Origin of the sequence: Pseudoalteromonas luteoviolacea DSM 6061, assembly GCF_001625655.1 — a bacterium.
Taxonomy (GTDB): Bacteria; Pseudomonadota; Gammaproteobacteria; order Enterobacterales; family Alteromonadaceae; genus Pseudoalteromonas; species Pseudoalteromonas luteoviolacea.
Genome location: NZ_AUYB01000140.1, coordinates 1 through 21,971, shown reverse-complemented (window position 1 = coordinate 21,971; position 21,971 = coordinate 1). Strand labels below are relative to the sequence as shown.

Below are 21,971 nucleotides of genomic sequence, written 5' to 3'. Positions count from 1 at the left end.
AAAGAAAGGATTTAGACATGAAAGAGAGCGTATTAACAATGTCAGGCGTGACCAAAGTATTCAGCACCGAAGAAATGGAAACCCATGCATTAAGAGGCATAGATCTCACCATTTATCGCGGAGATTTTGTCTCCATCTGTGGTCCTTCCGGCTGTGGTAAATCGACGTTACTCTCTATTTTAGGGCTGTTAGACATGCCCAGCTCTGGCCAGTACCAAATTGAAGGAGAAGAAGTCAGCCAGCTGACGTTGGCGCAATCGGCATATATTCGCAATGAGAAAGTCGGTTTCATATTCCAGTCGTTTAACCTAATTGATGAACTGACGGTCTATGACAATGTAGCACTACCGCTTAGGTACCGAAAAGAGCCCATGTCAGAAAAGCAAATCAAGCAAGCCGTGGAAGCTTGCCTTGCCAAAGTAGATATGAGCCATCGCGCGAGCCACAAGCCCAATCAACTTTCTGGTGGTCAACAACAGCGCATTGCCATTGCCAGAGCACTGGTTGGAAAGCCAAGCATGCTACTGGTTGATGAGCCAACAGGTAACCTAGATTCAATCAACGGCGATGCGGTGATGGCCATGTTGCAACAGCTCAATGCCGAAGGCACCACTTTGTGTATGGTTACGCACGATCCGCGCTATGCCGATATGGCGACTCGGCAACTCCATTTGCTCGATGGCAAAATCATCGACAGTGAAGAGCATAGCGACCCCAAGCATGCATTTGAAATTCCACTTGCACAGTAAGTAGGTGCCATTATGTTGAAGCACAATTTATTAATCGCAATCAAAAGCCTAGCAAGAGTTAAAAGCTATGCACTGACTATCATCATGACTTTGGGTGTCACGTTAGGTGTGATGGTGGCGATGTACAACCTCAATTACCAGATCATCGCAGCTCCACTCCCTTATCCAGATCAGGATAGGCTGTTCTTAGTCCAGGGCCAACTGCTGGCTGACGGTGAAGTAAAGCGTGAAAACTACCTGCCCTTTTTAGGTGCGGTTGAAGCTTATAAAGATAGGCACCCAGGTATCGAGACTTTTGCGCTACACAATATCAGTATTGATGTTGAACAAAGCTTACCAAACAGCCCAACCTTCAATACAGGTGCAATTACACCTGAATATATGCAAATCATCGATGCACCACTGGCATTGGGACGTCAATTTACTAAAGAAGAAGGACTCGACAGCAATCAACCTGTTGCCATTATTTCATACGATGTCTGGCAGACACACTTTGGTGGGAGCAGTGAAGTTCTTTACCGCTCTGTGACTTTCAAAGGTGTCAGCTTTATCATCGTTGGTGTCACTGCTGAACACTTCGCTGAGCCGGTATTAGCAACCCCCACTTGGCGCACTGATGTGTGGTTCCCTTACGATTATCGTGACACCCCAGATCCGCTTTGGACATTTTCCTCAAACCAGGTTCACTTGGTCGGCAAATTAGCCAAAGATGCGAATATCAAACGTACTCAATTAGCACTGAATAACTGGGTGATGGCACGCTACCCGGCAGCGGTTGCAGATGATCCCGCTGTAGCAAATACCGAAGTTAAATGGCGTTTTACCACTTACAAATCGCGTATTATTGGCGATGCAGGTAATACCAGTGTCATGATGCTCGCTGGCAGTGTGGTCCTGCTGCTCATTGCCCTCAGTAACATTGGCAACCTCGTTTTGTCTCGAGCTGTTGAACAACAACGTGCCTTTGCTATTCAAGCCGCATTAGGTGCACAACCTCATCACTTGTTCAAACTAGTACTGGTTGAGTTATCTTTGCTATTCGCTGCCGCACTCATTGTTGCCACCGGCATTGTGAGCCTTATCTTGGGCTTATTAAAAGCTGGATATGCAGGCCCTCTTGCACGTTTAGATGAACTAAGCTTAAACCTGAATACTGTTCTATTTGCGATTGTGTTAACACTCGTTCTTAATTTTGCACTCGCTTGGGTGGTCAGTAAGCAACTTAATTACAATGCCATTATTGGCGCACTGCAAAGCAGTGGTAAGGGTTCTGGTGTACAAGTGTCTAAACACACGCGCCAAGTACTGGTTTCAATGCAGGTATTTTTTTGCATCTCTCTGCTCGTGTTATGTGTGAGCATTTTCAAACAAAGCTGGGCACAGCTCACTGCACCAACGCAAATCAATACTAAAAATACCTCACAGATTGCGCTAAACGTTGGCACTTTACTCACTGACATGTCTTCAGAGCAACGCGCCACGCTGGTGCTTGAAGCAACAGAGCGACTTAACCAACACAGTGACATCGTGCGTGCCGGTGTCGGTAGTTATCCTCCTATCTCCTATTGGTTAGAGCAGTTCTCTACATATCACTCGCAATTACAGCCCGGCATAGATAAGCCCGTCGTGTCACACAAACGAGTCTGGGGGACACGCGCTTATTTTGAAACATTCGGCTTGAGATTAACGCAAGGACGTCACTTTACTGATGCCGAGGCCAGAGACAGAGCCCCCGTGGTGATCATCAATGAATTTATGGCTGAAATGATAAAAGCTTCTGGGCAAGAGCCGATTGGTGCAAAGCTGTACGGACGCAACTCCAGTGTTCCCATCACGGTAGTGGGTATCGTAAGTAATTTGAATTTGCCAAACCAACTGCCAATTTCAAGAACCTATCGCCCTCGTGTGATTACTGGATACCCAATTGTTGTGGTCGAGACCAAACCCAACGTGCAGCTATCTAGGCAAAGTATCAATGACTTACTAGCACAAGTACATTCGCAAATACGCGTTTATGACTTACAAACCACAGAGCAAATTTTATCCTCGCACCTTAAATCGCAGCGCGTTGCCAGTATTTTTACAATCGTGCTTTCAATGGTCGCAGTAATATTAGCTGGTATTGGTATTTACGGCGTATTTAGCTATGCCATTGCCTTAAGACGCTATGAGCTAGGTATTAGAATGTCAATTGGAGCAACCCCTGAGGCAATTTTCAAACTGGTACTAACAGAAAATATGCAGCCATTTTTAATCGCAGCCGCTGCGGCCACCAGCGCATTACTGATCGGTTACTTTAGTGCAGCGTCCGCACCCATAATGCAAATGATGGACGTATGGAGTTGGTTGATCCCTGTTGCCTTAATAGCAAGCCTAGTCGTGGGTATCACCTTGCTATCAGCTTGGAGCATTATTCGCCAACCCGCGCAGTACGCATTAAAAGGCACATAGCCATGTCTCAAACCAGCCGTCAATCAGCATGCAATATCATGATAATTTCCTTCCTGAGATGTTGTTTCTGGTTTGTCATGGCGGCTGGTTTATTTATCTTACCTCTAGGTAATATAAATGAACTATGCTTAACCTGTGAACTCGTATTGCTGTCCAGAACTAGTGATACGAGTCCCGCATTTTTATACTCGCTTCACGTGCTAGAGTGGTTGGAATAAACCAATAAATAGGTCCTTTTATAGACTGCACCACAATAGTGCAACCTGTACTGATATGGTGCACCCATTTAGGGCAATTGCGCCCTTTCCGACCATTAAAAACAAAATAAATCAAATTTTACAATAACTTATATTTTTGGCACAGATCACGCTTATAAGAGCGCAGTTAAGCAAATTATTGCAGCAAAAAATAACCCATCGAGTCGGAGGACACATGTCACAGTCGGTTTTAGATTTTATTAAAGAGAATGAAGTAAAGTTTGTAGATTTACGCTTCACGGACACAAAAGGTAAAGAGCAACACGTTTCAATTCCACATCATCAAGCCGATGAAGACTTCTTTGAAGATGGTAAAATGTTCGATGGCTCGTCAATCGCTGGTTGGAAAGGTATCAACGAATCAGACATGGTTCTTATGCCAGATGCAAGCACCGTCAAGCTTGACCCATTTGCAGAAGAAACAACAATGATCGTACGTTGTGATGTACTTGAGCCTTCAACGATGCAAGGCTACGAGCGCGACCCTCGTTCAGTTGCAAAGCGCGCTGAAGATTACATGCGCTCTACAGGCATCGCAGACACAGTACTATTTGGTCCAGAGCCAGAATTCTTCTTATTTGACGACGTTAAATACAAAACAGATATGTCTGGTTCTATGTATTCTATCGATGCAGAAGAAGCGTCTTGGAACTCAGACAAGAGCTACGACGAAGGCAACACAGGTCACCGTCCTGGCGTAAAGGGTGGTTACTTCCCGGTAGCACCAGTAGATTCTTCACAAGATTGGAGAAGCGCAACGTGTTTAGTACTTGAAGAGTTTGGTCAAGTAGTTGAAGCACACCACCACGAAGTTGCAACAGCAGGTCAAAACGAAATCGCAACTCGTTTTAACACAATGGTAATCAAAGCGGACGAAATCCAAGAGATGAAGTACGTTATCCACAATATGGCACACCACTACGGTAAAACGGCAACATTCATGCCTAAGCCTGTTGTAGGTGATAACGGTTCTGGCATGCACTGTCACCAATCACTAGGTAAAGATGGTCAGAACATCTTCGCAGGCGATAAGTACGGCGGTCTTTCTGAAGATGCACTGTACTACATTGGTGGTATCATCAAGCACGCTAAAGCAATCAATGCATTCGCAAATGCGTCTACAAACTCATACAAGCGTCTAGTACCAGGCTTCGAAGCGCCTGTTATGCTTGCTTACTCAGCACGTAACCGCTCTGCTTCAATTCGTATTCCTGTCGTTCCTTCAGAGAAAGCACGTCGTATCGAAGTACGTTTCCCTGACCCAACAGCTAACCCTTACCTTGCTTTCTCTGCAATGCTAATGGCTGGCCTTGACGGTATCAAAAACAAAATCCACCCTGGTGATGCAATGGATAAAGATCTTTACGATCTACCAGCAGAAGAAGCGGCTGAAATCCCAACTGTTGCAGCATCGCTTGAAGAAGCGTTGGCATCATTGGATGCTGACCGTGAATTCTTGACGCAGGGCGGCGTATTCACTGATGACTTAATTGATGCATACATTGCTCTTAAGTCTCAAGAAGTTGAGAAATTAAACATGACAACTCACCCAGTTGAGTTCGAAATGTACTACAGCGTTTAATCGCATAAACATACCTGCAGTAGGCGCGGTAGGGAGCTACCAAGCGCAGTGCTTACTGCTATTTAAGTGTATTCTGCGCTCTTAAATCATATGTGTTCTCAAGCCCGCTTTATGCGGGCTTTTTTATGGCAAAACAATGCTAAACACACTACAGTTATTGAGTGAACATTAGTGCTTGCACTATTGTGAAATTTACACAATGATTGTGTTCTTTGACTCTATTCATATTTGCTCAGTGAGGTTGCCGTGGCTCGCCTTTGGTTATTGATAGCTTTGTGTATAGTCTGCGCGCAAGCCTATGCAGACAAAAAGGTTTATCGTTGGAAAGATCAGAACGGAAATTGGGTTTATTCTGATACGCCTAGAAAAGGCGCAAAAGAGGTCAAGATCAACACCAACTTTTTAACCATGCCAGCAACCGACACCTCGGTTTTAACTTCCTCGCAATCGCCATCAGGGCAGGCTTACAAAGCAGCGATTATTGCACCCAATCATAAACAAACACTGCGCGATAACACCGGCAGTGTTTATGTCAGCGGCCAAATCACACCTAGGTTCGCGAAAGACTTTACGGTACAACTTTATTTGAATGGCAAACCCACAGGCCCTAAACAACACACAGTCACTTTTGCTTTGCGTAATGTGCCTCGCGGGGAACATTCTTTACAACTTATGGTGTTTAATGGCAAGAATGAAATCGTCACCAAAAGTGATGAAACCATATTTTACCTACACAAGGCCTCGGTCAATAATTAGTCCAATCAATTCGTTGTTTCAATATAAAAACAGCACATATAACTGCAAATAAAACAGCAACTTTTATACTAACTAAACATTTGGCACAAGAATGTGTTACATTAACATGCACCAACTTGGTGCAAGGCGACCCATTATGGAACAAGCATCTCCTTCTATGCTGCAAGAACTTTGGCAAAACCTGTCAACTTCCGTCATTTTGTTAGATGAAGATTTAAGGATTCACTATGCCAATAATAGTGCCAGTGAACTACTCGGGCTTGGTCAGAAACGGCTATTAGCTCAACCGTTTGAAAGTATTTTTCACCACCATTTAATCGACCTTAAACGCCTCAAGCGCTACGTCTTAGACGATGGTATAGACTGCCAGCAGCACAAGGTGGACGTGGTATTTATTGATAATCGGGCCAGCACTATTAGTCTATTTGCACGCAAACTCTGCTTTGAAAATCAAAACTATATTCAGCTTGAATGTCGACGTATTGATGAAGAGCTGCGATTTGATAAAGCCTTCAACCAAGCCCACCAGTACCAAGCTGCACGCAACTTAATTCGCGGGCTCGCTCATGAAATTAAAAACCCGTTGGGTGGGATCAGAGGAGCGGCGCAATTATTGCAGTATGAGGTTGATCAGCAAGAACGCGATGAGTGTGCACAACTTATCATTGCTCAAGCAGATCGCCTCAGGGAGCTTGTAGACAGACTATTAGGGCCTAACGAATTACCTAAAAAAGCCCAGTGCAATATCCATAAAGTTTTGGAATCGATTTTAAAGCTCAGTACGCTTGATTCTGAACAAGCTGTTTCATTGCGAAAAGACTACGATCCAAGTATCCCTGATATTTGCCTCGATGAAGCAAAGATACAACAAGTGCTATTGAACATTGTGCGTAATGCGCAACAAGCATTAAATGGACATGGTGAAATACGAGTTACAACCCGTATTTGCCACCGAGTTAGGCGGGGTAAGCTAATGCTAAGAAAAGCATTGCTGATAAAGATTGCCGACAATGGACCGGGTATAGATGAGTCGCTCAAAGCAACACTTTTTTACCCCATGGTCACTAACAAAGAAGGAGGCTCTGGTCTCGGACTGTCAATCGCGCAAACTTTAGTAGAACAACATCGTGGCTTTATCGAATGTGACAGTTGGCCAGGGCATACAGAGTTTTGTATTTATTTACCCTTTGAAGAAGAGCTGGGGAGCAAATGATGAAGAGTGTTTGGTTAGTTGATGATGATGCGTCAATTCGTTTTGTATTGGAAAAAGCCTTGTCTAGAGCTGGTTTTGAAACCGAGAGCTTTGCCAATGGCCAAGATGTATTGACTGCACTCGAATACGACCAACCCTCAGTATTGATGTCAGATGTTCGCATGCCGGGCCTAGATGGTATGGCCTTGTTAGAGGAAGTCAGTAGCCTCTACCCCTCATTACCTGTCATCATCATGACTGCACACTCCGATTTAGACTCAGCAGTCAACGCCTTCCAAAAAGGGGCCTTTGAATACCTTGCCAAGCCATTCGATCTAGATGAGGCGACCTCTTTGGCTGACAGGGCTTATCGAGCAGCACAACAAAACGTCAAAGCCAAACAGGTCGATGCCATTTCTAACCGACCTGACATTATTGGTGAAGCGCCTGCGATGCAGGAGGTATTCAGAGCCATCGGGAAATTATCCGCTTCGAGTATGAGCGTTTTAATCAATGGTGAGTCAGGTACTGGTAAAGAACTTGTCGCTGGCGCTCTGCATAACCATAGCCCGAGGAAAGAGAAAACCTTTATTGCTTTAAATATGGCAGCTATTCCCAAAGATCTGGTTGAATCTGAACTGTTTGGTCACGAAAAAGGAGCCTTTACCGGCGCGGATAGCGTCAGAAGAGGACGCTTTGAACAAGCCAATGGTGGAACGCTTTTTCTCGATGAAATTGGAGACATGCCACTAGACGTACAAACTCGACTTCTCCGGGTTTTAGCTGATGGAGAGTTTTACCGAGTAGGTGGTCATCAAAGTATCAAGGTTGATGTTCGGATCTTGGCGGCGACCCACCAAGATTTGGAGCAACTGGTCAGCCAAGGGAAATTTCGTGAAGACCTATTTCATCGACTCAATGTAGTGCGATTGCGTATTCCACCTCTTAGAGAGCGTAGTGTGGACATTGCAAAGCTCGCTCAATACTTTTTAGCGAAAAGTGCTAAAGAGCTCAAAGTACCGAGTAAAGTACTGACTGACAAAGCTCTGGCACAATTATGCGACTTTAACTGGCCGGGTAATGTGAGACAATTAGAAAATACCTGCCGATGGCTAACCGTGATGGCACCTGGTGATATGGTTGGTCCGCAGGATCTCCCCCCAGAACTCAGCCAACCCACTGAAAAAACAGAGTTCACTGATAGTCATGATTGGCTAGATGCCTTTCAAATCTGGCTTGATCAACAACTGCGTCAAGGAGAAGAGCACATATGGCCACAGGTTCAAGCTCAGCTTGAAACACGTTTAATTAAGTCTGCACTGGCAGCTTGCCATGGACATAAGCAAGATGCTGCGCTAAAAATAGGATGGGGGCGTAATACATTGACCCGCAAACTGAAAGAGCGCAATATGCTAGAAAAGGACTAGGTGTTTGGCAGATTATGAAGCTGTTAGAAAATATAACCACCATTAAACAACTCGAAATCATCAACCGACTAGACTTTTTTAAAGAGTTTTCATTGGCTGAACGGCAAGTATTATTGGAATCTTTCAGCCACCTCTATTTAATTGGACAAGGCAAACACGCATTCAAACGCTTTGAACAAGATAATCGCCTATACATCATATTAAGTGGTGAGTTACGTATCTTTGCAGAGAAAAGCCATATTGATATTGGCCATGTTGGACCTGGGGAATTCGTTGGTGAAGGCGCGTTCATTTGTCATAGAGAGCGCAGTACCAGCGCACAAGCAGTGTCCGACACCATTGTATTAGCAATTACTGCCGAGGCTTTGACTAAGTTACCTGCGGTCATTCGAGAAAAAATCAAAGATAAAATCATCGAAGGTATGAGCGAACGTATTCACAAACTTAATCACTACATCGAAGAGCAATTCTAAATTTCGCTAAGGGCTACAGAGTTAATAATCACTCTATAGCCCCAAGTTTTCTAGCAGTTGTACATAGACATACAAGTGATGCCTTTGTAAGAAATACATCCTGGCACATGAGGCGAACTTGCATACATACCACCAGCAACCTGTGGTGTTTGTTCTTGATTTAAAGTTTTATTGCTTGTTGTTAATTGCTTCACTGAACGTTTCTTAAGTGCGACTTTCATCGTTATTTCCTTTTTATGTTGATCTATTTCACACAGGCTGGCTATTGCAACCTGTTTAATAAATAACCATCAATACGTATTAAAATCAACGCTTTCAGTCTGTACATTATTTCATTACAAATAGTAAGGCGTCTGTGAGATATTGAAATGTTTAACTGGATAAAAATCAGGCAGGCAAGTTTGAATTAAAAAGGGCGCTGATGCACCCTTTTATTAGTTTAGCAATTCGCTAAATAAATCGAATAGTTTATCTAGCTCTTCTATGGTGTTGTAGTGCATACAACCAATTCGCACCACTCCACCCTTATCCATCACTCCAAGCTGCTCACACAAGCCTTGGGCATAAAAATTTCCATCCCAAACACAAACATGGTGCTTTCCTAAAAACTCAGACACTTTACGTGGTTCAAGACCATCGAACGTCAGTGCAAAGGTCGGCGTACGCTCAGCGACTCTAGACACATCATCTATACCGTAAAGCTTTATTTGAGGAAACTCGGCTAATTTTGCTAAGAAATGCTGGCTCAACGCCATTTCATGCGCTTTTGAATTGGCAAACGCTTGCTCTAAACGCGCTCTCAAAGATTCTGATTGCGGCAATTCACTTAAAGAAGCTATGTAATCTATAGCAGCAATAACACCAGCCAAACCTTCAAAACTCTGGGTACCTGTTTCCCAACGACCAGGGATAACATCTTTAGCAGGTTCGACTTTATATGGTGTGAATCCTTCTAAGTGCTCACGTTTACCGTAAACGATACCTACATGCGGACCAAAGAACTTATAGGCTGAACAAGCTAAAAAGTCGCAATCTAGCGCTTGTACATCAATCAATTCATGCGGAGCAAAATGCACTGCATCGACATAAACTAGTGCACCTACTTGGTGGGCCATCTCAACGATTTTCTTTATGTTATTGATAGACCCAGTGGTGTTAGATGCGTAAGTGACCGCAACCAGTTTAGTGTTAGGACTAAGGAGCTCAGCAAAGTGTGCCAGATCCAAAGTACAATCAGCTTCATTGATACGTACGGCATGAACACTTGCGCCTTTATCTTCAGCGGCTTGGCGCCATGAAGAAACATTGGAATAGTGATCCGCATTCGTCACGATGATTTCATCTGTGGATTGCCAATCTCTAGAGATTGCACGACTAAAGCTAAATGTTAGGCTCGTCATATTGGCACCAAACACAATTTGTTCGCTGCTTGGCGCATTGAGTAACTGTGCAACAGCCTCTCTTGCACGGCTCATCAATTCGACCGTTTTATCACTCGAAAAAAATGCACCGCCTAGATTTGAATTAAAGTAACCAAGGTACGCAGACATCGCGCTCAGTACAGACTGAGGCACTTGCGAGCCGCCAGGTCCATCTAAAAATATTGGTGCCTGACCTGAAATCTCCTGCATCAATGCAGGAAACTGACGGCGAATTTGAGACAGATTCATAGCAACCTCATTAAGCCGTAAATACGAAACAGTCTAAGTAGCCCACTTTATCCGCGTCTAGCTTATTCATCGGTGTTGCGTTATGCCAAACCTCACGGTCATTAACAAGCGCAAATAACCCATCTTTAATTTCCATCTTAAAACATGGCTCGGCTTCTTTGTGCTCATAAACAAGTAGTTCACCACCTGCGATATTTTCATGAGAAACGCCACATACACAAACATGATCAAATCCATCTTGATGTACCCCTTCTGGTGCAGGGGGCGTATCACTCTCAATAGCGAGCATTCTGAACTGATGTACTTCAATATCTCTTTCGTCTGAAATACCTGTCATTACTTTGAATTCAGCCAGCAATTGTTTAAAGCCTTCGCTTTGCAACAATTCTGTTTCTAAGTTCTCGTATACACGCTCGATATTGCCTTGAAAATTGTTGATCGAGTCATCTTGTACAAACGCTTTTGTCGGTTGGATTGATACCGTATTGTCTTGAAACTTTAACACTGAATAACGGCGCTTACGAAACGCACCGTCTGCATACGGGTTATCAGGTAAACGCGTGAAAAACGGCTTTACTGAATCAATATGAGATTGTTGAATAAAACGAAGTTGAAGCAAATTCTGGTTGTTTACTGCTGTCATTTTTGCTCTCGCCTTTTGATGAGAAATTGGCAGAGATCTTAATCTATTTCGCAGGAAATTTTGATTTTGAATAACTTGTTTTTAGCAAAAACAAAGAATAAATATACCCTATAAAAACATAAGTTAGATTAAAAATACCATTTGTTTTAAATTTGGTAACTGAGTACTGTGGTGCCTGCGATAATCAGCATTTTGCTTTGCAAACCTATAGCCAATCATGACAGACACCCAATACATGCACTTTTATTGCTAAATGTGGGACCTACTTCAATACAAAGCTCACAGCTTCTCTTTAATTGCAGACAGCTGTTGAGTAAAGCTAAGGTGGCGTAAATCCCCTAACCCCGCTTTTTCAGTTAACTCTAAAAGTTGATTTTCAAGCGCCAATAACCGAGCTTCAACTTGCTGATCTGATAATGCTTGCTTGCGGGCAAGATGCTCTGCGTAAAGATGTTCAAGCCTCAATATTTGCAGCTTTGCAGAACGGGCTTTCTCTTCAATTTGCTCATATTTACGCACATTTAAATGGATGTATTGCTTTGCATAGTCCGTGGTATTCGCGGCATCAGAGTAAACACTCGGTAACACTTGCGCTTTGGTTGACGCACCTATCAGTTTTAATTCAGCAATTATGTTTCCCATATAGTGTAATTCAACCGCATCCTTTTCCAATGCAGTTAACTGAGCTTGATATTCTGGTAATCGAGTTTCTACTTGAACTTGCTTTCCCTGAACCAACATTCCTTTAAATTTTTCATGCAAGGTAGTTAATTGGCGATAACGCTTTGAAAACTGTTGCGACGCGTCGAATTTATCCAATACCGCAAAGTGTGAACGAACCGGCTCCAATACTGATAAGATTAATTTTTTTGCGGCCTGAGCACCTGCAACCAACGCCATTATTTGCTGGCTATTCTCAATAATTTCACCACTTAGAGTCTGAGAAGAAAAGAAAGATGCGCTATCTAGCGCTTCATGGGGGTTCGACTGCAATTTAGCAAACTGCTTTTTCAGCACTTGCCATTCCTTTTGCGCTCTCTCGACTCGATTTGAGTCATACTCTGTCAATGACTCAATATTTGCCAAATACATTGCTTGCTGCGCTTCTGCATAGGCAGCTTCAGCACGACTATATGCCGCCTGTACTTGCTCCGTTGAAGGTGATGACCCTGCCAACGTATTTTGCACAGAGTCGAGTGTTTTACATCCCGTAATACCAAAAAGTATTGCCCCAAAGGTAATACCTAACTTCATCTGCATTAATAGCTCCATTGTAGTCCTGCGGTCAGTGAAACATTAGTATACTCTATTTCAGGAACACGCAAACGTCGGCCATTTACTTCTTCTGTGACTGTATCTCGCTCTTTATAGTAAGCATCTACACCAACCATCACCGCAATATGCTCCACTAAGTGATATCTTACCCCAGCTCTCGCCATGACCCCCCAGCCGTTAAAGTTTTCTGTCAATGTTGTTGTCTCAAACTGTGTATTTTGAATGCGGCTATACACTGGTGTGCTTAATTCTCCCTCAACATACCAGCTGACGGTTTCATTCGGTTGAGTAAGCTTGCTGTCATAACGCGCACCAACAGTGGCAAGCAACCCCATTTGATCTTCTGTAACTGAAATTACAGGCACTAAAGAGGCTGGGTTATTCTGTAGAACATCATCACCATCTTTTGCTTGACCAGGCAAGTCAAAACGAGGGACAGGATCGCCTTCATCTCTTGGTAACGCTTTCAGCGCATTATCAAAATCTGTTGCGCCAGGATTTACAAAACGAAAATTTGAACGAGTAAAGCTTGATGTAAAGATCTTCATCCCAAAAGTAAGCTGTATGGCTCTTTGATAGTTGTAAGCAGCCGTGAACGCTAATTCATTGGCTTTAACCTTAAAGTCATTTTGCTGAATAGCCCCAAAGTTTCTCAATGACCAAGTTTCGGTGTCTATTTCCGTAGAGATAGTTGCGGCGCTCCCTATATAAAACCCCCAATCGTCATCCACACCGGTATATGAGAGCTGCCTCACGGCTGGGTTGGTTACTGATATTGACTGCGACAGCTGACCAAAGCCGGCTACGTCTTGTAGGGACTCATTGTAGTCAATAGTTTCAAAGCCAAGACGTATTTCACTAAAAGATGGCAGCGGTGCTGCCAGTGCATTGCAACTACTCAGGATCCCTACTAAAGCGAGCGTATTTTTCATTGCCTTTCCCCGATAACATGATGATTGTGTATCGCAAGGCACTACTCACCTCCCCTTGCTTACAAGTTTACTGCTTCAATAAGACTCACACCATTGCATGAAATGCACAATGACAACAACCCTCAACAAGGTATCAACACATCGCCAATAAACGTCGCAATACAAGTCCAATAAAGCACGCCAAATAACTCCACTGATTATTTATAAACAGTAGTACAGACCTCTTTATAGTCAAGGACATAGAATACTTTCAAAGGCAGGTGAATATATCTAGAAAATTACCAGCACAGGCCATATAGCAATAGCAAAGCTGCTGAAAAGCCAACATAAAGTTGGCTTTTAAAGAGAGTAGCTAAACGGCTTGCTGAATGATGACGCTGTCAGCTTTTTTAGTGTATTGAGGCATGTGATGGAAATTCAGGTATCGGTATGTATCTGCTGCTGTCGCATTGATCTTAGTCGCATACTCCTGATATTCATCTGGTGTCGGCAATCGACCAATAATTGCCGCAACCGCCGCAAGTTCAGCAGATGCAAGAAATACATTGGCACCCGTGCCAAGTCTATTTGGGAAATTGCGAGTTGAAGTAGATACGACAGTAGCTAAATCGGCAACCCTAGCCTGGTTTCCCATGCAAAGTGAGCACCCCGGTGTTTCTATACGCGCACCAACACGACCATAGATGCCATAGTAACCCTCATCAGTTAACTGATCTTGGTCCATTTTCGTAGGTGGTGCTATCCACATACGGGTCGGCAATTGCCCTTTGAACCCATCCAATAGCTTGCCCGCAGCTCTAAAGTGCCCAATATTAGTCATACAAGAACCAATGAACACCTCGTCAATTGCCTCTCCTTGCACCGTTGAGAGTAGCCGCGCATCATCCGGATCGTTTGGTGCACACAAGATAGGTTCTTTGATTTCACTGAGGTCGATGTCGATAATATGTGCGTACTCTGCGTCTTTGTCTGCAACCATTAGCTGTGGATTTTCGAGCCAGTCTTGCATTTTAGCGATACGCCGCTCAATAGTGCGGACATCCCCATATCCCTCAGATATCATCCACTTAAGCATCACAATATTTGAATTCAAATACTCTTTTACCGAGGATTGTGACAACTTCACGGTACAACCTGCTGCAGAGCGCTCAGCGGATGCATCTGATAATTCAAATGCCTGCTCAACAGTTAAATGTTCAACACCTTCTATTTCTAAAATTCGCCCGGAGAACTCATTCACTTTCCCTTTTTTCTCTACTGTAAGTAAACCTTGTTTAATCGCGTAAAAAGGAATGGCATGAACTAAGTCTCGCAGCGTAATCCCAGGCTGCATTTCACCATTAAAACGGACCAAAATTGACTCTGGCATATCAAGTGGCATAACCCCTGTTGCAGCTGCAAAGGCGACTGCGCCGGAGCCTGCAGGAAATGAGATCCCCAATGGAAAACGAGTATGCGAGTCTCCACCCGTTCCGACTGTGTCTGGAAGCAACATGCGATTGAGCCATGAGTGAATAACGCCATCTCCCGGTCGTAATGAGACTCCACCACGGTTCATCATAAAGTCTGGTAAAGTATGATGGGTGTTAACATCAATTGGTTTGGGGTAAGCAGAAGTGTGGCAAAATGACTGCATAGTCAAATCGGCGGAAAAGCCCAAGCAGGCTAAATCTTTCAGCTCATCACGCGTCATCGGGCCTGTGGTGTCTTGCGACCCAACGGTAGTCATTTTAGGTTCACAATATTGTCCAGGGCGAATCCCATCAACCCCACATGCTTTGCCAACCATTTTTTGCGCAAGCGTGTAGCCTTTACCTGTATCACTTGCTTTCACTGGTTTGCGGAATATTGTCTCTTGTTCTAAACCAAGTGAAGCGCGTGCTTTGTCTGTTAATCCACGACCAATAATAAGCGGGATCCGTCCTCCAGCTTGAACTTCATCTAATATTACTTCTGACTTTAAACTAAATGTACAAAGCACTTCATCCGTACCAAAGCGCTTAACCACTCCTTCATAAGGATAGATGTCGATTTGATCGCCCATGGCCAATTGATCAACAGGCAATTCGATTGGTAGTGCACCTGAATCTTCCATCGTATTAAAGAAAATAGGCGCGATTTTCCCTCCAAGACAAACTCCACCAACACGCTTGTTTGGTACATAAGGTATGTCATCCCCCATGAACCAAAGCACTGAATTTGTAGCTGATTTACGAGATGAGCCGGTGCCCACAACATCTCCTACATAAGCTAATGGTAGCCCTTTACTCTTCAGTGCTTCTAACTGCGATATAGGCCCAATTTCACCATGCTGCTGTGGGCTGATCCCCTCTCTTTCATTCTTGAGCATTGCTAAGGCATGCAGGGGAATATCTGGGCGAGACCACGCATCGGGAGCTGGCGACAAGTCATCAGTATTTGTCTCACCCGTGACTTTGAAAACCGTCACTGAAATCTTATTAGGTACTGCTGGTTTTTCGCTAAACCACTCTGCGGCAGCCCAAGAGGAAATGACTTGCTTGGCATGCTTGTTGCCCCGTCGCGCCTTGTCCTCTACATCATAAAATGCATCAAACATTAACAACGTATGAGATAGTCCTTTTGCGACTATGGGGGCTAAATCCGTATCATCGAGCAGCTCAATCATCGGCGCAATATTATAGCCGCCGAGCATCGTTCCCAATAACTCCGCGGCATAGGCTTTCGTAATGAGTGGTGATGCTGTTTCCCCTTTTGCTATAGCAGCCAAAAAGCTGGCTTTAACATAAGCCGCATCATCCACCCCGGGCGGAACCCGGTTGACCAACAAGTCTACTATGAATTCTTCTTCTCCTGCAGGGGGAGCTTTAAGTAGCTCAATCAATTCTGCGGTTTGCTGTGCATCTAATGGTTTGGGAACAATCCCTTGCGCTGCACGCTCTTCTACGTGATTACGATACTCTTGAAGCACGGTTTTATCCTCTTGGTGACGTGTTTTAATAAGCATTTTAGTATTTAGATTTATAACTGCTTATTTTTTATTCTGACCAATTGATTATATGAGCTTTGTAATTAGATGAAAATCTTGCAAGTTGGATTGGAGTCGATACTGGTTATAAATAAAATGAATGTATATAGGAAAATGCTAAAGCGGCGTGAATGAATGTTGTGATTTTTGCATTTATAGCTGAACTCACAAAGTGAGCTCAGCCAATAATTAGTTATTAACGCTTTACTTTAACGCGTTCAACCGAGATTACTTTTGCTTCTACACGTCGGTTTGCAGTATGTGCTTCTTGTGTATTACGGCTATCCAATAAACGCTCTTCACCATAACCCACAGTAGAGATTCTAGATGCATCAATACCTTTATCCACCAACTGCTTAGCTACTGAGTCTGCGCGCTTTTTAGAAAGCCACATATTGTAATCAGCTTTGCCGAGACTAGAAGTATGTCCTTCTAATACCACTGAGGTTTCAGGATGAGCATTTAAAAAGTCAACAACAGCACTGATGTCATTTAAATACTGCTGAGATACTTGTGAATTGTTGTTAGGGAACCTGACTAGAAGGCTTACTGTGACTTCTTTGTCTTCATATAAACTACATCCCTTAGCATCAACGGCATCACTCATTGGTGTATTCGCACATCGATCATTCTTATCCAGTACACCATCTTTGTCGCTGTCTTTAGGTGCTGCAACAACAGCTGGCTGCGGTGTAGGTTGCGGCGCAGGCTCTACCTTTTTAGGGCTACTTGTTGTGCCGCCAAACATATAATTGATGCCCAGTTTCGCACCAACATCTGTATAACCCCTCTCTAAACCTTGATAAATAGCGGTTTCAAAATTCGCGGCAAAATTATCAGTAAAATGGTGGCGATAGCCCACACCAGCATTAGCAAATAAATTACTATCAAAGACATCAATAGACTTTAAACCTGCCAGCGCATAAAACGGACCACCATCAAAATGATAAAGACCATCAATACCCAGTCGGTCACCATCTACTGAGCCGCTTCCAGCTCCTTCAAGGTCAAAGTCCAGATCTGCATACTCAATACGCGCGCTCCAATACTTATTGAATCGATAACCTAACTCTGCCCCCCAGCCAGTGGAGTTATCTATACCGACCCCACCATTACCAACACCTCTGATGTTTTCCCAACTTGCATCGTAATAGTCGCCAAATACACCTAAGTAAACACCTTCTTCAATCTCGCTGGCATGTAAAGAAGACACAGTAGCCATCGCTACAACTATGCTTAGCATCTTAAGTTTCATGTTTATTCCCTCTAAAATTTAGACTTTTTTAATTTGATGCCCACATAATAGTAGTCGATGACTTAATAATTACTTAACACTAGATAAGTATTTTTAATTATATTTTTAGCCTTGGTGACCGAATAGTACTTGGTATAATCCATCCTCTTCCACCAGTGTTCTATGATCTCCTGACTGCGTTACCTTGCCATCATCTAGCACATATATGATATCTGCTTGACGTATTGCACTCAGTCTATGTGCAATTATTAAAGTCGTGCGACCTTGTAAGAACTGATTGAGATTTTTATGGATCCGCGCTTCCGTTTCCACATCCAGTGCCGAAGTCGCTTCATCTAAAACCACGACTTTAGGGTTAGCTGCAACCATTCTTGCAATTGCTAACCGCTGCTTCTGCCCCCCGGATAGTCTCACTCCATTGCGACCAACAATTGCTTCTAATTGACCTTCCATCTCTTTTACATTATCAGCCAGCTCTGCAATCTCTAATGCCCCCCAGAGTTGTTCATCTGTGCACTCACGGCCTAAGCTTAGATTTTCCCGAATAGTGGCGTTAAACAATATAGGCTGCTGCAACACCGTCACAACATGTTCACGGACTCTGTCGTAACCAATCTCTTCAACTGGTACATCATTAATTAGAATATTGCCCTGAGATTTGTGATACAGGCCAAGTAATAACTGTACCAGCGTAGACTTTCCGCCCCCAGACACGGCAACCAACGCGACCTTTTTACCCTGTGGAATAGACATGCTGACGTCATGCAATATTTGTTGTCCATCATGATAAGAAAAGCTCACGTTTTTAAATTCAATCCCCACTTGCTGCGCTTCAAAAGCTGTTGTTTTAGTATTGGGAGCCACAGGTTCAGTCTCATACTCAAGCACCTGATTTAGCCGCTGCAACGCGCCTGATGCACTGTAATATGAGTATTGAATACTTAAAATCTCCTGAACAGGTCCCATCATAAACCAAAGATAGCCAAATACGGCAAATATCTGCCCGACGGAGAGTCCAGAAAACACCACCATAAGCATCGCTATAGCCCTGAACACCTCAAAGCCAAGTAAGAATACAGTGAAACTTAAACGGTTTACTGCATCCGTTTTCCACTGAGATTGAACGGAATAGTATCGAAGGTCTTTGGCTGCGCTCATAACATTGTCAAAGTAACCATGCTCTCTTCGCATTGCCTTCAATTGTGCTATCGCGTCTAAAGTCTCAACAAGTGCTGTTTGAAACGCTTCAAATGCGCTGTTTTTCTTTTTAGTGAGGTGTTTAACTTGTTTACCAAATTGTCGGGAGAAATATATTACCGCGGGATTGAGTGTTAGGATAATTAACCCGAGTGTGAGATCTATCCATAACAGCACGATCCCCGTGCCTATGATAGTCAAAAGACCAATCAAAAAGCGCGACATTGTCTGACTTATAAACCCATCAAGAGTTTCTATGTCAGTGACACATCGCGAGCTGATCGCAGCACCTCCCTTAGTCTCAAATTCTCGTAGTTGTACCCGCGATAAATGGTTTAATAGTCGTTCACGGATCTGTAAGGACACGTCCTTACCAATAATTGTAAATTGACGTGATTGAGCAACACCAAGTAATAAGGCACCAATTCGCATTAGCATTACAGCACCTAAGATAGCGAGAATATAGCCTGTTGGACCATGCCAGTCTGATGGTAATAACTGATTCATTACGTCCACGGCAATGCCAGGCTTCTCTAACAATACCTCATCCACTAACAAAGGCATCATTAAGGGAATAGGCACACTGACCAATGCAGCTAACAACGCAATAAAATGAGCCAAGATCAACGGTTTTTTATGCGCGATTACTTGTTTTTGTATTTCCTTCCACGTTAATGGTCCCGTCATAACTTCTCTCAAAAATTAAGTACCACAGAATGTCTGATAATGTGTTGTATTTGACTGAGGTGTTAGCCACTTTGGTGGGTAACTGCGATATTCATATGGTTTGTTTAAGGCTTCCAGCCACTCATTTAACTGGTGACTTGTACCCACTTGATAATACTCTCTAATAACCTCTTCAACGAGCTCATTGCGTGGAATAATCGCAGGATTAACCACCTGCATTGTTTCAAGCATAGCTTCGGATGAATACTTCGCTGTGCGCTCTAACCATATTCTTAACCAGCCATCTAGCTCACAGGGTATTGGATATTGCTCTTGCAATGCACCCAACTTGTAAGCTGTCAAAGATGCAAAAGTATTTGTATAGTCCAATTGATGTTTTGTCATCAACTCTAGTAATTCATTGATTAAACTTTGATCTTCATCATGCCAGCCAAGCAATCCGAGTTTTTTCTGCCAAAGCGCTCTATAACCCTGATTAAAGGATTCAGAAAATTCGGCAAGGATCTCAGAAAATCGATTAATCGCATGCTCTTCGTCGTCACATAACAACAGTAAAGATTCAGCTAAACGAGCGCAATTCCAGCTTGCTATATTTGGTTGTTGGCCAAATGCATAACGCCCTTGAGTGTCAATAGAGCTGTAAACACGAGAAAACGAAAAGCTCTCCATCATTGCACAAGGACCATAATCAATTGTTTCGCCATTAACTAGTGTATTGTCAGTGTTCATAACACCATGAACAAATCCAACTTGTAACCACTTTAGCATAAGCGCACATTGTGCTTGGCACACACTATTAAAAAAGGCAAATATACGGTCTTCGCCCTGCACTGTTATCTCTGTAAAAGCATCTGAAATCGCCAATTCCATTAGTTCGTGCATTGCTTCAGTATCTTGCCTAAGTGCTAATAACTGAAAAGAGCCCACCCTAATATGGCTACGAGCAATTCTCGCAACTAAAGCACCAGGCAAATAACCTTGTCTATATACCGACTTACCCGTTGAAAGTACCGCCAAGCAATGTGTAGTCGGTACACCTAAGCCATACATGGCCTGACTCATAATAAACTCTCGCACAGCAGGCCCGAGTGCGCACAAACCATCTCCACCCCGTGAAAAGGTAGTTGCGCCAGAGCCCTTCAACTGAATATCGTAGTCATTACCATCTAAGCCTTTGAAGGATGCCAACAGGTGTGCTCTGCCATCTCCTAGCAGAGGGTTAAAATGGCCAAACTGGTGTCCAGAATAAGCAAGAGAAACACTTTCAGTATTGCCTATTATTTGTTGACCCGATAGATAGCCAAGTGCTTCATCATTATCCCATGTCGGGCCAATATCTGTATTTAGGCCCTTGTTCAACAGCAGTAACTTTGCCTGCTCAAAGGCTTCTGGATTAGCTGGTACAGCAAACTCTGCGCCCAACTTAGTATAACGAGAATAAAACATCATTTAGGTACTCTGAATTGCGTTGTCACCAACGCTATATGCGATAATCTGGCTTATTGCAGTCATTGACAATCCACTGGTATATTGAAGTTCATTAAAATGCGATTGCGCTGCTCTCAAAGACTTCAAAGTTTGTAGACCACCATCAATTACTTTATGCGCTCTCAAGTAAGCTTCAACATCCTTTGTCAGTAGAAAAGTATCTTTTCCTAGCGCTCTTAAAGCAAACGGGCCCGTATTTCCACCTAATCTATTGCCCTTTTTTTTAAGTGTTAGCCACAGTTCGATTATATTATTACTCGGCCACTGCGCCACTAATTGGCTAAATGAGCCATGTTCCTGCTGCAATTCGTAAATCATATGACAGTTTATTGCAATACTTTGCACTTTCTTAAAATTACGAATAATACGTTCGTCTTGCGATCTTTGTTCATACATATCGGGGGACATATACAGCAATTTATCGATAGAGAAATCCCAAAAAACTTCTCTAAACCCTTCCCATTTAGAATTAACCACAGACCAATAGAAGCCAGATTGAAAGATTTTTCTCGTAAATTCTTCAAGCCACATGTCATCACTATATTCCGCAAGTGTAGTCGTGCTTTGCGGTGCATTTAATAACGCTCTCAATTTAGCTTCACCACCTTTGCGATAACAAGCTCTTTCATAAATCTCATTAAATCGACTCAATTGGCCCCCTACTGTTTCTCTAAATATGCATCTCAATAATAGTCTCATATATATAGCCATTGAAACACATGTTATTTGTAGGGGCATTAAACTAAAAAGGGCTCTTTTCTTTTAATTTTTATAATAAGAAGACACCCATAGGTATGCAATGAGATTCACACACCAGTTCAATAGGTTAGCGACTGCGAACGCAGTGAGTACAGTTCTTTTGCACAAAGGTGACGAATGACCGAAACAAAGTTTCGCAGCATGAGGAGGTGAGCGCATGGATGCGCGATG

17 protein-coding genes are annotated in these 21,971 nt (G+C 43.3%); 7 read left to right on the top strand and 10 right to left on the bottom strand.

Features of this window, described 5'->3' with window-relative positions; translation table 11 throughout:
- The first annotated feature begins 17 nt into the window (after positions 1-17).
- The 7 genes from N475_RS21930 to N475_RS21900 all read left to right on the top strand — a co-directional run bounded on the left by N475_RS21930 (position 18) and on the right by N475_RS21900 (position 8,887).
- Positions 18-749, top strand: a complete 732-nt coding sequence (locus N475_RS21930; protein WP_063356919.1) for an ABC transporter ATP-binding protein — start codon at positions 18-20, stop codon at positions 747-749.
- A 12-nt stretch (positions 750-761) separates the two neighbouring features.
- The gene (locus N475_RS21925) at positions 762-3,200 is read left to right on the top strand and encodes an ABC transporter permease (RefSeq protein ID WP_081232486.1); all 2,439 of its coding nucleotides are present in this window, start codon (positions 762-764) and stop codon (positions 3,198-3,200) included.
- A 432-nt stretch (positions 3,201-3,632) separates the two neighbouring features.
- Positions 3,633-5,039, top strand: a complete 1,407-nt coding sequence (gene glnA / locus N475_RS21920; protein WP_063356920.1) for a glutamate--ammonia ligase — start codon at positions 3,633-3,635, stop codon at positions 5,037-5,039.
- 246 nt (positions 5,040-5,285) lie between these two features.
- Positions 5,286-5,795, top strand: coding sequence for a DUF4124 domain-containing protein (locus tag N475_RS21915; protein ID WP_063356935.1), 510 nt, complete (start codon positions 5,286-5,288; stop codon positions 5,793-5,795).
- A gap of 136 nt (positions 5,796-5,931) precedes the next feature.
- On the top strand, positions 5,932-7,008 hold the full coding sequence (gene glnL, locus N475_RS21910) for a nitrogen regulation protein NR(II) (protein WP_063356921.1): 1,077 nt from the start codon (positions 5,932-5,934) through the stop codon (positions 7,006-7,008).
- Positions 7,008-8,414, top strand: coding sequence for a nitrogen regulation protein NR(I) (gene ntrC / locus N475_RS21905; protein WP_063356936.1), 1,407 nt, complete (start codon positions 7,008-7,010; stop codon positions 8,412-8,414). Before glnL ends, ntrC begins: the two co-directional genes overlap by 1 nt.
- A gap of 14 nt (positions 8,415-8,428) precedes the next feature.
- Positions 8,429-8,887 carry a Crp/Fnr family transcriptional regulator gene (locus N475_RS21900; RefSeq protein WP_063356922.1) on the top strand — a complete coding sequence of 153 codons (459 nt, stop codon included), beginning with the start codon at positions 8,429-8,431 and terminating at the stop codon, positions 8,885-8,887.
- A gap of 50 nt (positions 8,888-8,937) precedes the next feature.
- Here N475_RS21900 and N475_RS25585 read toward each other — a convergent pair whose 3' ends face one another.
- The 10 genes from N475_RS25585 to N475_RS21855 form a co-directional block, all read right to left on the bottom strand.
- The gene (locus N475_RS25585) at positions 8,938-9,108 is read right to left on the bottom strand and encodes a hypothetical protein (RefSeq protein WP_155730886.1); all 171 of its coding nucleotides are present in this window, start codon (positions 9,106-9,108) and stop codon (positions 8,938-8,940) included.
- A 213-nt stretch (positions 9,109-9,321) separates the two neighbouring features.
- Complete coding sequence (locus tag N475_RS21895) at positions 9,322-10,557, bottom strand: cysteine desulfurase-like protein (RefSeq protein WP_063365966.1); 1,236 nt, start codon at positions 10,555-10,557, stop codon at positions 9,322-9,324.
- Positions 10,558-10,567: 10 nt separating this feature from the next.
- Positions 10,568-11,200, bottom strand: a complete 633-nt coding sequence (locus N475_RS21890) for a 2OG-Fe dioxygenase family protein (RefSeq protein WP_063356924.1) — start codon at positions 11,198-11,200, stop codon at positions 10,568-10,570.
- A 279-nt stretch (positions 11,201-11,479) separates the two neighbouring features.
- Positions 11,480-12,460, bottom strand: a complete 981-nt coding sequence (locus tag N475_RS21885; protein ID WP_063365965.1) for a hypothetical protein — start codon at positions 12,458-12,460, stop codon at positions 11,480-11,482.
- A complete protein-coding gene (locus tag N475_RS21880; protein WP_063356926.1) occupies positions 12,460-13,407 on the bottom strand; it encodes a hypothetical protein in 948 nt (315 codons plus the stop codon). Before N475_RS21880 ends, N475_RS21885 begins: the two co-directional genes overlap by 1 nt.
- A gap of 352 nt (positions 13,408-13,759) precedes the next feature.
- Positions 13,760-16,357: a bifunctional aconitate hydratase 2/2-methylisocitrate dehydratase gene (gene acnB / locus N475_RS21875; RefSeq protein WP_063365999.1), complete on the bottom strand. Its 2,598-nt coding sequence runs from the start codon at positions 16,355-16,357 to the stop codon at positions 13,760-13,762.
- Positions 16,358-16,610: 253 nt separating this feature from the next.
- Positions 16,611-17,669, bottom strand: coding sequence for an OmpA family protein (locus N475_RS21870; RefSeq protein WP_063365964.1), 1,059 nt, complete (start codon positions 17,667-17,669; stop codon positions 16,611-16,613).
- A gap of 105 nt (positions 17,670-17,774) precedes the next feature.
- Complete coding sequence (locus N475_RS21865) at positions 17,775-19,553, bottom strand: ABC transporter ATP-binding protein (protein WP_063365963.1); 1,779 nt, start codon at positions 19,551-19,553, stop codon at positions 17,775-17,777.
- Positions 19,554-19,568: 15 nt separating this feature from the next.
- Positions 19,569-21,002: a protein adenylyltransferase SelO gene (locus N475_RS21860; protein WP_063356929.1), complete on the bottom strand. Its 1,434-nt coding sequence runs from the start codon at positions 21,000-21,002 to the stop codon at positions 19,569-19,571.
- Positions 21,003-21,692, bottom strand: coding sequence for a DNA-3-methyladenine glycosylase I (locus N475_RS21855; protein WP_063365962.1), 690 nt, complete (start codon positions 21,690-21,692; stop codon positions 21,003-21,005).
- Positions 21,693-21,971 lie beyond the last annotated feature (279 nt).